This is a genomic window from Rhodococcus sp. PBTS 1 (assembly GCF_001620025.1).
GTDB lineage: Bacteria > Actinomycetota > Actinomycetes > Mycobacteriales > Mycobacteriaceae > Rhodococcoides > Rhodococcoides kroppenstedtii.
The window spans coordinates 3786782-3799651 of sequence record NZ_CP015219.1 but is presented as its reverse complement, the minus strand read 5'-3'; the positions used below and the strand labels follow the sequence as shown (position 1 = coordinate 3799651).

12 protein-coding genes are annotated in these 12870 nt (G+C 68.3%); 6 read left to right on the top strand and 6 right to left on the bottom strand.

The window, feature by feature from the left end:
- Genes A3Q40_RS17450 through tgt form a run of 3 tightly spaced genes read left to right on the top strand, consistent with a single transcriptional unit; the run spans position 1 to position 4876 of the window.
- A complete protein-coding gene (locus A3Q40_RS17450; RefSeq protein WP_068104142.1) occupies positions 1-1734 on the top strand; it encodes an ABC transporter ATP-binding protein in 1734 nt (577 codons plus the stop codon).
- Between the two features lie 38 nt (positions 1735-1772).
- Positions 1773-3653 carry an ABC transporter ATP-binding protein gene (locus A3Q40_RS17445; protein WP_082834193.1) on the top strand — a complete coding sequence of 627 codons (1881 nt, stop codon included), beginning with the start codon at positions 1773-1775 and terminating at the stop codon, positions 3651-3653.
- Complete coding sequence (tgt, locus tag A3Q40_RS17440; RefSeq protein WP_068104136.1) at positions 3650-4876, top strand: tRNA guanosine(34) transglycosylase Tgt; 1227 nt, start codon at positions 3650-3652, stop codon at positions 4874-4876. The genes A3Q40_RS17445 and tgt overlap by 4 nt, the downstream gene beginning before the upstream one ends.
- Positions 4877-4927: 51 nt before the next feature.
- On the opposite strand, the gene A3Q40_RS17435 is transcribed toward tgt, so the two are convergent.
- The 4 genes from A3Q40_RS17435 to A3Q40_RS20650 all read right to left on the bottom strand — a co-directional run bounded on the left by A3Q40_RS17435 (position 4928) and on the right by A3Q40_RS20650 (position 8526).
- Entirely contained in the window at positions 4928-5665 is a 738-nt protein-coding gene (locus A3Q40_RS17435; protein ID WP_068104134.1) for a queuosine precursor transporter, read from the bottom strand.
- An 82-nt stretch (positions 5666-5747) separates the two neighbouring features.
- On the bottom strand, positions 5748-6593 hold the full coding sequence (locus A3Q40_RS17430) for a hypothetical protein (RefSeq protein ID WP_068104132.1): 846 nt from the start codon (positions 6591-6593) through the stop codon (positions 5748-5750).
- A 98-nt stretch (positions 6594-6691) separates the two neighbouring features.
- Positions 6692-7591 carry a tRNA glutamyl-Q(34) synthetase GluQRS gene (gluQRS, locus tag A3Q40_RS20655; protein WP_068104130.1) on the bottom strand — a complete coding sequence of 300 codons (900 nt, stop codon included), beginning with the start codon at positions 7589-7591 and terminating at the stop codon, positions 6692-6694.
- Positions 7588-8526 (bottom strand): LysR family transcriptional regulator, encoded by a 939-nt coding sequence (locus A3Q40_RS20650; RefSeq protein ID WP_068104128.1) that lies wholly within the window; start codon positions 8524-8526, stop codon positions 7588-7590. Before A3Q40_RS20650 ends, gluQRS begins: the two co-directional genes overlap by 4 nt.
- Positions 8527-8672: 146 nt before the next feature.
- Here A3Q40_RS20650 and A3Q40_RS17415 point away from each other — a divergent pair, with 146 nt between their 5' ends.
- The gene (locus A3Q40_RS17415; protein ID WP_068104126.1) at positions 8673-10052 is read left to right on the top strand and encodes an MFS transporter; all 1380 of its coding nucleotides are present in this window, start codon (positions 8673-8675) and stop codon (positions 10050-10052) included.
- A gap of 66 nt (positions 10053-10118) precedes the next feature.
- Here A3Q40_RS17415 and A3Q40_RS17410 read toward each other — a convergent pair whose 3' ends face one another.
- Positions 10119-11027 (bottom strand): alpha/beta fold hydrolase, encoded by a 909-nt coding sequence (locus tag A3Q40_RS17410; protein ID WP_235606349.1) that lies wholly within the window; start codon positions 11025-11027, stop codon positions 10119-10121.
- Between the two features lie 157 nt (positions 11028-11184).
- Positions 11185-11724 carry a hypothetical protein gene (locus A3Q40_RS17405; RefSeq protein WP_068104124.1) on the bottom strand — a complete coding sequence of 180 codons (540 nt, stop codon included), beginning with the start codon at positions 11722-11724 and terminating at the stop codon, positions 11185-11187.
- A gap of 28 nt (positions 11725-11752) precedes the next feature.
- Here A3Q40_RS17405 and A3Q40_RS17400 point away from each other — a divergent pair, with 28 nt between their 5' ends.
- Together A3Q40_RS17400 and A3Q40_RS20470 are read left to right on the top strand one after the other, a co-directional pair.
- Complete coding sequence (locus tag A3Q40_RS17400) at positions 11753-12673, top strand: DUF2797 domain-containing protein (protein WP_068104123.1); 921 nt, start codon at positions 11753-11755, stop codon at positions 12671-12673.
- 46 nt (positions 12674-12719) lie between these two features.
- The gene (locus tag A3Q40_RS20470) at positions 12720-12866 is read left to right on the top strand and encodes a hypothetical protein (protein ID WP_156511634.1); all 147 of its coding nucleotides are present in this window, start codon (positions 12720-12722) and stop codon (positions 12864-12866) included.
- The last annotated feature ends 4 nt before the right edge of the window (positions 12867-12870 follow it).

Sequence of the window (12870 nt, the reverse complement as noted above, 5' to 3'; positions counted from 1 at the left end):
GTGCTGATCCCGCTGCTCCGTCGCTACCTCGCGCCGTACCGACGGCTGTTGCTCGGCGTGGTGGTCCTGCAGTTCGTCGCCACCGCCGCCTCGCTGTACCTGCCGCGCCTGAACGCCGACATCATCGACAACGGTGTGACGCTCGGCGACACGGGCTACATCCTGTCGACCGGGTCGATCATGCTCGCGGTCTCCGCCGTGCAGATCGCCTGCTCGATCGGCGGCGTGTACTGCGGGGCGCAGGCGGCGATGGCAGTGGGGCGGGATCTGCGCGGTGCGCTGCTCGATCGGGTGGGCACGTTCTCCGCGCGGGAGGTCGGTACGTTCGGGGCGCCGTCGCTCATCACCCGCAACACCAACGACGTGCAGCAGGTCCAGATGCTGGTGCTCGCCGGCTGCACCATCTTGGTGATGGCCCCGATCATGTGCGTGGGCGGCATCGTCATGGCGCTGCGCGAGGATCTCGGGCTCTCCTGGCTGCTCGGCGTCGCCGTGCCCGCGTTGGCCATCGCGATGGGCATCGTCGTGGCGCGCATGATTCCCGCGTTCAAGGTCATGCAGAAGCGCATCGACTCCGTCAACCGCATTCTGCGCGAACAGATCACGGGTATCCGCGTGGTTCGCGCCTTCGTGCGGGAGCCGTACGAGATCCGGCGATTCGACGAGGCGAACACCGCCCTCACCGCGACCGCCCTGCAGGTCGGTCGGTTGATGGCCCTGATGTTCCCCGTCGTCATGCTCATCTCGAACGTCACCAGCGTGGCGGTCATCTGGTTCGGCGGGCACGCGGTGGACGACGGCCGGATGCAGATCGGGTCGCTCACGGCACTGCTCAGCTACATGATGCAGATTCTGATGTCGGTCATCATGGCGTCGTTCATCGCGATGATGATCCCGCGCGCCGGCGTCTGTGCCGAGCGCATCTCCGAGGTGCTCGCGACGTCGTCGTCGGTCGTGCCGACGTCGAACCCGCAGCCGTTCGCCACCTCGCCCTCCACCGTCGAGTTCGTCGGTGCGGGATTCGCCTACCCCGCAGCGGAATCGCCCGTCCTGTGCGACGTGTCGTTCCGCGCCGACCCCGGTACGACGACGGCGATCGTGGGCAGCACCGGGTCCGGCAAGTCGACCCTGATCAACCTGGTGCCCCGCCTGATCGACGCGACGACGGGCGTCGTGCGCGTCGGCGGAACCGACGTCCGCGATCTCGACCCCGCGGTGCTGCGGGCCGAGATCGGCGTGGTGCCGCAGCGTCCGTACCTGTTCTCGGGCACGGTGGCGTCGAACCTGCGGTACGGCAAACAGGACGCGACGGAGGCCGAGATGTGGGAGGCGCTCGAGGTCGCTCAGGCGGCCGACTTCGTCAGGGCCATGCCCGACGGACTCGACACCGCGATCGCCCAAGGGGGAACCACGGTGTCGGGCGGCCAGCGTCAGCGGCTCGCCATCGCCCGCGCGGTCATTCGCCGGCCCGCCGTCTACGTGTTCGACGACGCGTTCTCCGCCTTGGACCTCACCACCGACGCTCGCCTGCGGGCGGCGTTGGCCCCGATCACCCGTCGGTCGTGCGTTCTGGTGGTGGCGCAACGGATCTCGACCGTGCGCGACGCCGACCGGATCGTCGTGCTCGACGACGGACGCATGGTCGGGACCGGCACGCACGAGGAGCTGCTCGAGACCTGTCCCACCTACGCGGAGATCGTCGATTCGCAGCGCAGCGCGGCGGGTGTGTCGTGACACGCCCCGCCGGGCCCGGGGCGCCGGGCACGAAGGCGATGACGTTCGGACCGTCGGTGAAACGGCTGGCCGGGCGCCTGGCACCGGAGCGCGCCGTCCTCGCGGTGATCCTGTTCTTCGCCTTGGCCAGTGTGGTGCTCACTGTCGTCGCGCCCAGCGTGCTGGGCCGGGCCACCGACCTGATCTTCGACGGCATCGTCGGGCGATCGCTCGATCCGTCGCTGAGCAAGGAGCAGGTGGTCGAGGGGCTTCGGGCGCAGGGGGATTCCTCGCGTGCCGACATGATCTCGGCGATGGACCTGGTGCCCGGCCGGGGAGTCGACTTCGACGCGGTGGGCCGAGTCCTGCTGATCGTCCTTGCGTTGTACGTCGCGTCCGCGGTGCTGCAGTGGTTCCAGGGCTACCTGCTCAACATCGCCCTGCAACGCGTGATCAAGCGGCTTCGCACCGAGGTCGAGGCCAAGATCCACCGACTTCCGTTGCGCTACTTCGATTCCACCAAGCGTGGCGACGTGCTCTCGCGGGTCACCAACGACATCGACAACGTCTCGCAGAGCCTGCAGCAGACGCTGAGCCAACTGGTGATCTCGGTCATCAGCGTGGTCGGCATCCTCGGGATGATGCTGTGGATCTCGCCGCTGCTCGCTCTCGTCGCCCTGCTGACGGTGCCGGTGTCGGTGCTGGTGACCGCGGTGATCGCCAAGCGGTCGCAGCCCCATTTCGTGGCTCAGTGGACGCAGACGGGCTCGCTGAACGCCCAGGTCGAGGAGGCCTACACCGGACACGAACTGGTGAAGGCCTACGGCCGACAGGACGAGACCGCCCGGGTGTTCCACGAGAGCAACGAGGGTCTGTTCCGCGCCAGCTTCCGCGCCCAGTTCATCTCCGGAATCATCATGCCCGCCATCATGTTCCTGGGGAATCTCAACTACGTGGCCATCGCCGTCGTCGGTGGTCTGCGGGTGGCGTCGGGCAGTCTGAGTCTCGGTGAGGTGCAGGCGTTCATCCAGTACTCCCGGCAGTTCACCCAGCCCCTGACGCAGATCGGGTCGATGGTGAACCTGCTGCAGTCCGGCGTCGCCTCCGCCGAGCGCATCTTCGAGATCCTCGACGCCGAGGAAGAGGAGGTCGACCCGGCGGACGCCCGGGGCTCGGCCGGCGGCGGACGGGTCGAGTTCCGGGACGTGTCCTTCCGTTACGACGCCGAGCGGCCGCTGATCGAGAACCTCTCGTTCGTTGCCGAACCCGGCCGTATGGTTGCCATCGTCGGCCCGACCGGCGCCGGCAAGACCACCCTGGTCAACCTCGTGATGCGGTTCTACGACGTCGATTCCGGCTCCATCACCCTCGACGGTGTCGACATTCGCGACATGACCCGAGCCCAGCTGCGATCTCGCACGGGCATGGTCCTCCAGGACACCTGGTTGTTCGGCGGGACCATCCGGGAGAACATCCGTTACGGCAACGTCGACGCTACGGACGAGCAGGTCATGGAGGCCGCTCGCATCAGCTACGTGGACCGCTTCGTCCACTCCTTGCCCGACGGGTACGAGACCGTCATCGACGAGGAGGGCGGCAACGTCAGCGCCGGCGAGAAGCAGCTCATCACCATCGCGAGGGCATTCCTGGCCGACCCCTCGGTGCTGATTCTCGACGAGGCCACCAGCTCCGTGGACACGCGGACCGAACTGCTCGTGCAGAAGGCCACAGCGGCGCTGCGCAGCGATCGGACGAGTTTCGTGATCGCGCACCGGCTCTCGACCATTCGGGACGCGGATCTGATCCTCGTCATGGAGAACGGGTCCATCGTCGAGCAGGGCACGCACGAGGAACTGCTCGCCGCTCGCGGCGCCTACCACCGGCTGTCCGCGTCGGGCCTGCAGGAGCAGCAGGTGGCGTCTGGTTCGATGGGATCGTGAGCGCACCGCAGGACGATTTCTTCACCGTCGGAACCCGACTGGACGGGCAGCTGGGTCGCACGGGCACGCTGCGCACGCCGCACGGCACGATCGAGACCCCCGCGTTCATCGCCGTCGGCACGAAGGCGACGGTGAAAGCCGTTCTGCCGGAAACGATGAAGGAACTGGGCGCCCAGGCGTTGTTGGCCAACGCCTATCACCTGTATCTGCAGCCGGGGCCGGACATCGTGGACGAGGCGGGCGGCCTGGGTGCGTTCATGAACTGGGACGGACCGACGTTCACCGACAGCGGCGGCTTCCAGGTGATGTCCCTCGGCGTGGGGTTCAAGAAGGTCATCTCGATGGACGCTTCGCGCGTGCAGTCCGACGACGTGATCGCCGAGGGCAAGGAGCGACTCGCTCGGGTCGACGACGACGGCGTGACGTTCAAGTCCCACCTGGACGGATCGCGTCATCGTTTCACCCCCGAGGTGTCGATGCAGATCCAGCACCAGCTCGGTGCGGACATCATGTTCGCGTTCGACGAGCTGACCACGCTGATGAACACCCGTGCGTACCAGGAACTCTCGCTGGACCGGACGCAGGCCTGGGCGGTGCGCTGCATCGCCGCGCACGAGCGTCTGACCCGCGAGCGAGCGGACAAGCCCTACCAAGCCCTGTTCGGGGTGGTCCAGGGCGCGCAGTACGAGGATCTTCGCCGCCAGGCCGCGCGCGGACTCGAGTCGATCGTCGGCGAGTCGGGACGCGGATTCGACGGCTACGGCATCGGCGGGGCGCTCGAGAAGCAGAATCTCGGCACGATCGTCCGGTGGGTGAGCGAGGAACTGCCCGAACACAAGCCGCGCCACATGCTCGGGATCAGCGAGCCGGACGACTTCTTCGTCGCCATCGAGAACGGGGCGGACACGTTCGACTGCGTGAATCCCTCCCGGGTGGCCCGCAACGCGGCCATCTATACCCGCGACGGGCGGTACAACGTCAACACCGCGCGTTTCCGCCGGGACTTCACGCCGCTCGATGGGGACTGCGACTGCTACACCTGCGCGCACTACACGCGGGCGTATCTGCACCACCTGTTCAAGGCCAAGGAGATGCTGGCCTCCACGCTCGCGACGATCCACAACGAACGGTTCACGGTGCGCCTGGTCGACGACATCCGGGCGTCGATCCACGACGGTCGGTTCGACGAGTTCAAGGCCGAGACTCTCGGCCGGTTCTACTAGCGTCCGTGCGCCTTTTGCGCATCCCTGGATGCGCAAAAGGCGCACGGGCCGTCAGGCGTACGTCGGTTCGCGCTTCTTGATGTAGCCGATCACGGCGTAGGTGATGGGCAGGACGATCACCTCGACGAGCGTCTTCCACAGGAATCCGACCACGACGTAGTTGACGAAGTCCGCCCACGTGGAGATGCCGATGACGCCGGCGGCGATGGCGCAGAAGATCAGGGTGTCGAAGAATTCGCCCACCACGGTGGACCCGATCAGGCGCGCCCAGAGGTGCTTCTCCTTGGTGCGTTCCTTGATCTTCACCAGCACGACGGCGTTGAGCAGTTGGCCGACGACGAAGCCGGCGAGCCCGGCGAGAACCAGGCGCGGCACGACGCCGACCACGGTCTCGAGGGCTGCTTGGTTCTCGTAGAAGGAGGCTGCGGGCAGCTCGATGGCCACCCAGAAGCAAACGGACATCAGCAGCAGGGAGCCGAAGCCGAGGTAGATGGCGCGGCGCGCGGCCTTCAGGCCGTACACCTCGGACAGCACGTCGCCCAGGATGTAGGCGAGGGGGAAGAGGAAGAACGCGCCGTCGGTGTTGATGGGCAGGATCTGGAGGGGGCCGAGCGCGAGCTCGGACGTGCCGAAGAAGGCCACACCCTTGCTGGCGGCCACGTTCGAGATCAGCAGCGTCGCGACGAAGAGCGCGACGATCGTCGGGTAGTACCCGCGGCTGACATGGGCGAACGCGACCTGCCCAGACTTGGTGTCACCGTCGGTGTCGGTGGTGTTGGTAGCAGTCACCGGTCGATCCAAGCACCGAGACGACGACGGGCGCGAATCCCGGAAGGGGATTCGCGCCCGTCGAGCGGTCGTGCGGTGGGGATCAGGACACGCGGCCGCCGACCGTGACGCGATACGCGTAGGTCGAAGCCAGGATGCTGACCGGCACGGTGACCAGCAACCCGACGAGCAGCAGCAGAGCGCCGACGATGTTGAGTCCGACGAGTGCCAGGGCCAGCAAGAAGATGGTGCCGACGTTCGATGCGATGGCTTTGCAGCTGGACTGAACGGCGGTCACCGGGTCCTGGGGCTTGTCGATCACGAAGTCGAAGGTCCACCAGGTGAAGAAAACGACCACGATTCCGGGAATGATGAGGAGAAAGAATCCCAGCGTCGACAGAACCCCGACCAGCAGTCCCGCGAGGATGATTGCGCCCACGTTCGAGAACTGGAAGAAGGCGCTGAAGGTGGGCTTGTTGCCGTCGAGTTCGTGCAGGGCGCCGCGAGTCAAGGCTGCCTGCATCAGATAACCGATAACGGTCACGATCACCGTGAACACGAAGCTCAGAACGAGTCGATCCGAGCGCAGGGTGACGTTCAGGACGCTCTGAACGACCGCGATGGCGAGAAGCAGTAGGACCCAGGTCAGTGCGTTCTGCGAGAACTTGTGCCACCCGTAGGAGATGGCGCCTCCCACCGTCAGCTGAGGGCCTCGCGCGAAGGAGGAATCGAATGCCGGTGGAGGAGTGGGGTAGTTGCCCTGTGCCGGTGGGTAGTTTCCCGGCGGTGAGTAATTGCCCTGAGGCGGCGGATAATTTCCCGGCGGTGGGTAGTTGCCCTGTGGGGGTGGGTAGCTGCTCTGCGGCGGCGGGTACGAGCCCTCATACGGCGGCGGATAGCCGCCGGGGTTCTGGGGATCCTTGCTCGGGTCGAAACCGTCTGAGGTCATGGTGTCCTTCTCGTCCGGGTCGATCGTCGAGTTCTGACGCGCACACTGTACGTCCGAACAGCTCGAAAAGTAGTGCGGTGACTCAGTCGAGCACGACGTCAACAGTGACCGAGCACGTACCACGGCTCGCGCGGCAGTCGGCTCGGCGACCATGCGTCGGCGACGTCCTCGATCGAACACGACGACGTCGACTCGTCCACGCCGATCGAGCGGGCGATCTCGGCCAGGACGTCGCCCGCCGTCGCGCCCGCGTCCAGCCGGTCACGCAGCGTGACGGCGCCGTCCCGTTTGGCCAGGCGTGCGCCGGTCGGCCCGAGCGCGAGGGGGACGTGGACGTACTCCGGGACAGGCACGCCCAGCAGGCCCGCGAGATACGCCTGACGCGGTGACGACGGGAGCAGGTCGTCGCCGCGCACGACCTGGTCGACGCCCTGGAACGCGTCGTCGACGACGACGGCCAGGTTGTAGGCCGGCACGCCGTCCGTGCGACGCAGGACCAGGTCGTCGACGACGCCGGTGTACGGGCCGAGCAGGACGTCGTGCACCGTCGCGGTGGCGACGTCGGCCCGCAGTCGCAGCGCCGCGCGTCGACCCGCGCGTCGTCGCTCGTCCCGCTCCGCGTCCGTCAGGTTCCGGCAGGTGCCGGGGTACGCGCCCTGGGGCGCGTGCGGAGCCGAGGCCGCCTGCTGGATCTCGCGACGCGTGCAGAAGCACTCGTACACCCGGCCGGCCGCGCGCAGGGTCGCGATCGCGCCGTCGTACGCCGCCCGGCGCGACGACTGGGTCAGGACCGGCTGGTCGGCGACGAGACCGAGCGCGGCGAGATCGGCCAGCTGACGGTCCGCCGACCCCTCCCGCACCCGATCGAGATCCTCGATCCTGATGAGGAACGCCCGGTCGCTCCGCCGCGCGGACAACCACGCCAACACCGCGGTGCGCAGGTTGCCGACGTGCAGATCGCCCGACGGGCTCGGTGCGAACCGGCCCGCACCATTCACCGCGCCGCCCCGGCGCGGCCGAGCAGCTCGGCGGTGCGCGAGCGTGCCTGCGCCCGGATCGCGTCGACGACGGCGGCCACTTCCGGGCGTCGCAACGTGTCGGTCCGCGCCACCAGCCAGTACGCGAGGGTGACGGTGACCTCGTCGGGGAGGACGCGGATCAGGTCGTCGTGCCGGTCCGCCATGAAACAGGGGAGCAGGCCGATGCCCGCGTGGGCGCGGGTGGCCTCGATGTGGACGAAGACGTTGGTGGAGCTGACGGACCCCGCCATCGCGGGGAGCCGGACGCCGGTTCCGGCGCCGGTGTGGGCCAGGTCGAGATCGTCGACCCGCAACATCGAGTCGACGAAGTAGACCAGGGGATGCGTCTCGAGTTCGGTCCGGTTGGCCGGTGTGCCGTGGCGGGCGAGGTACTCGCGCGTCGCGTAGAGGCCGAGGCAGTAGTCGGCCACCCGGATGGCTTCCGCCCGGTGGACGCGCGGTTGCCCGACGACGACCTCGATGTCCATGCCCGACCGCGCCTCCGACGCCCGTCGGGTGGCCGCGATGAGTTCGACCGAGACGGCCGGGTGCCGTCGTCGTACCTCCACCGCGGCGGGCGCGGCGATGTACGCGCTGAAGCCGTCCGTCGCCGAGATGCGCACGACGCCGCCCAGCGGAGCACCGTCGGGGTCGACCAATCCGCGTACGACGCCGTCGACGTGTTCCGCGGCGTCGAGCGCTCGCCGTCCGAGGGCGGTCAGTTCCCATCCGCCGGACGTCTTGACCAGCACCCGACCTCCGAGCGCGCGTTCGAGCGACGCGATCCGGCGGGAGACGGTGGTGTGGTTGACGCCCAGGGTGTCCGCCGCCGTCGTGAACCGTCCGCTGCGGCCGACGGCCAGCAGCACGAGCAGGTCGTCGGCGCTGGGGAGCGACCGACCGATCGGGAACATGTGTGCATCTTTGCAGGCTCGTCGTGCGGGAGCGTCCATTGTGGTGCGGACGCACGAACGTCGATACTCGGCACATGTGCTCCTGGTCACAGGAGTCGGGCTACAGCGAATCCCGGTCACGGGGTCGATCAGGCGAGGAGTGGGACATGTCGGTGACCGACAGGGTCGACCGCGACGAGGAACCGTCGGGTCTGAAGAAGGTGGTCGCCGCATCCATGGCGGGCACCGTGGTCGAGTGGTACGAGTTCTTCCTGTACGGCACGGCGGCGACGCTGGTTTTCAGCAAGATCATGTTCGCCGAGGGCACCAGTGAGCTCGACGCCATCCTGGCCGCGTTCGTCACCTACGCCGTCGGCTTCGTCGCCCGCCCGCTCGGTGGCATCGTCTTCGGCCACTTCGGCGACAAGTACGGCCGTAAGAAGCTGCTGCAGTTCTCACTGGTCCTGGTGGGCAGCGCGACGTTCCTCATGGGCTGCCTGCCGACGTTCGACCAGATCGGCTACTGGGCCCCGGCGTTGCTGGTCGCGCTGCGGTTCATCCAGGGCTTCGCGGTCGGCGGTGAGTGGGGCGGTGCCGTGCTGCTCGTCGCCGAGCACAGCCCGAACGCGCGTCGTGGCTTCTGGGCCAGCTGGCCGCAGGCCGGCGTTCCCGGCGGCAACCTCCTCGCGACGATTGTGCTGCTGATCCTCACCACCACGCTGCCGGAGGACGACTTCCTGTCCTGGGGTTGGCGCATCGCCTTCTGGCTGTCGGCCGTGATCGTGTTCGTCGGCTACTACATCCGCACCAAGGTCACCGACGCCCCGATCTTCCTCGAGGCCCAGAAGCAGACCGAGATCATCAAGGCCGCGTCCTACGGCGTGTTCGAGGTGGTCAAGCGATACCCGCGCGGCGTCTTCACCGCGATGGGCCTGCGCTTCGGCGAGAACGTCATGTACTACCTGGTGGTCACCTTCTCCATCACCTACCTCAAGGTCGAGGTGGGAACGGACACCAGCACCATCCTGTGGTGGATGCTCGCCGCGCACGCGGTCCACTTCGCCGTCATCCCGATGGTCGGCCGGCTCGCGGACACGGTCGGACGTCGTCCGGTGTACCTCGTCGGTGCCGTCACCACGGCGTCGTGGGGCTTCTTCGCCTTCCCGATGATGAACAGCGGCCACAACGTCGTCATCATGCTGGCCATCATCATCGGCCTGGTGTTCCACGCGTTCATGTACGCGACGCAGCCGGCGATCATGTCCGAGATGTTCCCGACGCGGATGCGCTATTCCGGTGTGTCCCTGGGCTATCAGGTGACCTCGATCGTCGCCGGGTCGCTCGCGCCGATCATCGCGGTCAAGCTGCTCGACGTCTACGGCTCGTCGGTGCCGATCGCCTGGTACCTCTTCGCGTCGGCGGCCATCACGTTCGTCGCGGTCGTCGTGGCGCGGGAGACGCGCGGTATCGCGCTCGAGTCCATCGACGTCGCCGACGCCAAGACCCTGGCCACCGAGGCCGAGTTGGCAAAGGTCGGGCTGAAGTAGGGCGAGCAGAGACGAAGGGCCGCACCGGAATTCGGTGTGGCCCTCGTTCTGTCTCGGGTGGTTCGGTCAGCCGTGGGTCTCGGCCGCGACCAGTTCCGGACGCGGCATGCCGGCCGTCTCGGCCATGAACTCCTCGAACACGCGGTGGAAGCGGTCCGGATAGTCCAGATGCGGAAAGTGCCCGGCGCGCGGGAAGATCTCGACGCGGCCGGTGGGGAGTTCCGCGCGGGCGTTGTCGGTGTGGGACAACGGGATGATGGTGTCCCGCTCGCCCCACACCAGCATGGCGTCGATGGTCGGGAAGCTCGCGAAGTGCGGTGTGGCGCTGATGGTCTGACCGTGGAAGCCGATCACGGACCGAGCCGTGGCGAGGAAGGCGCGGCGGGTCCCGCGGTCCTCGATGCTGCCGAACGCGTCCCACGCCTCCGCGGCGCTGGGACTCATCAGCGGCAACCCCAGCTTGTCGAGGCCGGTCAGCGCTCGGTCGGTGATGCCGCGCAGCGCCCGGTTGGCCATGAACGGCAGCACCAGCTCGCTGCCGGGTAGTGTCGCCGCCCGTAGCAAAGGGCTGACTTCGGGACCGAGGCCGCCGCTGGCCACCAGAACCATCCGCTCCACCAGCTCGGGGAACAGATACAGCGTCTGCATCGCGATACCGCCGCCGAGCGAGTGCCCGACGAAGGTGGCCGACTCGATGTCGAGGGACCGCAGCAGATCACGCACGGTCGCGGCGTGCGCACTGAGGGAGTAGTCACCGCTAGGCTTGTCCGATTCACCGTGGCCGAGAAGATCCGGTGCGATCACGCGGTAGTTCTGCGACAGCGTCTCCACCTGGGGTGCCCAGTTGCGGTGGTTGCCGAGCAGGCCGTGGATCAGTACCACCACGGGGCCGGTGCCCACGTCGAGATAGCGCAGCGCGTCACCGTGAACGACGAGCGTGTGCATCGTCGGATGTGCGGACTCGAATGCCGCCATGAGTGTCCCTCCGTCGAACTGTCCTCAGTGTGCCCCGGCGCCGCGGCGAGATCGGCATTCCGGCGTCACGAGAAGTCCGACATTCTGGGGGCGAGAGCGTCATCGATCACAAGGGGTTTGCGACGCGAACGAACGGACACGACGAGATCGACGCAGGTCAGTGCGTCAGCACGATCTTCACGGCGACGACGACGGCGGCCACCACCGCGAGGACGACGCCGGCGACCACGACGCGGAAGGACACCGCGCTTCCGCGCAACCGCGCCGCCACGACGGGGATACCGGACACCCGCAGCGCGATCAGCCCTGCCGACAGGGCCTGCGCGAGTGCCGCGGAGACCAGGTCCGTGGTGGCCACCGCCAGCAGGGCGGCAGGCACCGCCGCGGACGATGCGATGGGGACGGAGTCGCGCAGCTCCTCGAGGACGTGACGGCGCTCGGCGCGGATCGCGCTCGCCGCAACCGTGTCCGCGAAGATGTGGGCGAGGAACGTCGAGACCCCGGTGCCCAGCACCAGGAGGGCGGCCGTACCGTCCTCGACGTAGCCCAGCGGAGCCGCCGCGACCGCCGCCAGCACCAGCACGTTGCCGTACACGTAGGCGGACAGTCGACGCGACGCCCGCTCCGGCGACATCGTTCCCCCGTGCCGGGTGGTCAGGCGGTGACGGGCGGAGCGGACGAGGGACGGCAGCGGCATCGACGCATCATGACAGGAGAGGGCGCGCATGGATCGGCACGTCGTTCGCGGAGTGCAGTGGCCGGGGCCGCGGCTCGCGCTCACGAACGTCGCCACGGGCGAGACGACCACCCGCGACATCCTCGGCTCGCTCCGCTACCGCGCGGTCGACGACGCCGGAATCCTGTGGTGCACCGGGCGCCGAGACGAGGACGGACGGGCGAGCGCCTGTCCGCGCGGGAACCGGGCGTCGTCGGGCGTCCACTGCGCCGACTGCGCCGCCGCGGACCCCTACCGCTTCGTCCACATCGTCCATCGGCAGAACTTCCTGTCGAAGTCGCTCGAACGCGTTGTGCTGCAACCGCACTGGCTGTACGTGGCCACGTTCGCCGGCGGCGAGACCAAGGTGGGGACCGCAGCGGACCCCCGCAAGAGCGCCCGGCTTCTCGAGCAGGGCGCACTGGTCGGACGGTACGTCGCCCGCGCCGTCGACGGCCGCGTGGTGCGCATCCTCGAGGACGCCACCACCGACGCGGCCGGGTTGCGACAGGCCGTCCGCGCGTCGGTCAAGGTCGCCGGACTCGCCCGGCCCCTGGACCTCGCGGCTCTCGCGGCACTCGACGCCGCCAACGCCGACGCGGCGTCGTTCGCGCGGGAGGTGCTGGGGGAGCTGTCCGCCGATCCGTCCTCCGACGTGGCCGACGACACCTTCGCCGTCGTCGACGAACGGTGGGAGGCACCGACGCGGGACGACGTGTTCGCCGGGCGACGGACGTCGTACCCCCTCGATCCGGGCGTCGGCTCGCACGGACTGGACGTGCGGTGGGGCGTCGGGTCGGCGGTGGGCGCGGAGGTCGCCGTCGATCCCGGCACGGTCTACGTGGCCGACCTGTCCCGGCTGCGGGGGCGCCGCATCGAATTCGGTGAGTACGAGACCGTGCTGCCGGCGGTGCAGGAAGCGCTGTTCTGACGGTCGTTTTCGGGTGCGTCGGTCCGGGCACTCGACGGCCATGCCGATGTATCGAGTTCGTGACACCGCCACCGACGACGTGCTGGCCACCGCGGTCCACGAGGACGTCTCCACCGCAGAGGCATGGGCGGCCGTCGTGGTGAGCGACGCCGACCCTGCGCCGGTGACGTGGGTGCTGGAACGGGACCAGTAATGCG

Bases quoted from the DNA above. Each gene is read 5' to 3' on its own strand.
- A3Q40_RS20650 (WP_068104128.1), bottom strand. From the start codon at position 8,526: ATGTTCCCGATCGGTCGGTCGCTCCCCAGCGCCGACGACCTGCTCGTG.
- A3Q40_RS17400 (WP_068104123.1), top strand. From the start codon at position 11,753: ATGGATCGGCACGTCGTTCGCGGAGTGCAGTGGCCGGGGCCGCGGCTC.
- A3Q40_RS17445 (WP_082834193.1), top strand. From the start codon at position 1,773: ATGACGTTCGGACCGTCGGTGAAACGGCTGGCCGGGCGCCTGGCACCG.
- A3Q40_RS17415 (WP_068104126.1), top strand. From the start codon at position 8,673: ATGTCGGTGACCGACAGGGTCGACCGCGACGAGGAACCGTCGGGTCTG.
- A3Q40_RS17405 (WP_068104124.1), bottom strand. From the start codon at position 11,724: ATGCCGCTGCCGTCCCTCGTCCGCTCCGCCCGTCACCGCCTGACCACC.
- A3Q40_RS20470 (WP_156511634.1), top strand. From the start codon at position 12,720: ATGTATCGAGTTCGTGACACCGCCACCGACGACGTGCTGGCCACCGCG.
- A3Q40_RS17430 (WP_068104132.1), bottom strand. From the start codon at position 6,593: ATGACCTCAGACGGTTTCGACCCGAGCAAGGATCCCCAGAACCCCGGC.
- A3Q40_RS17410 (WP_235606349.1), bottom strand. From the start codon at position 11,027: ATGGCGGCATTCGAGTCCGCACATCCGACGATGCACACGCTCGTCGTT.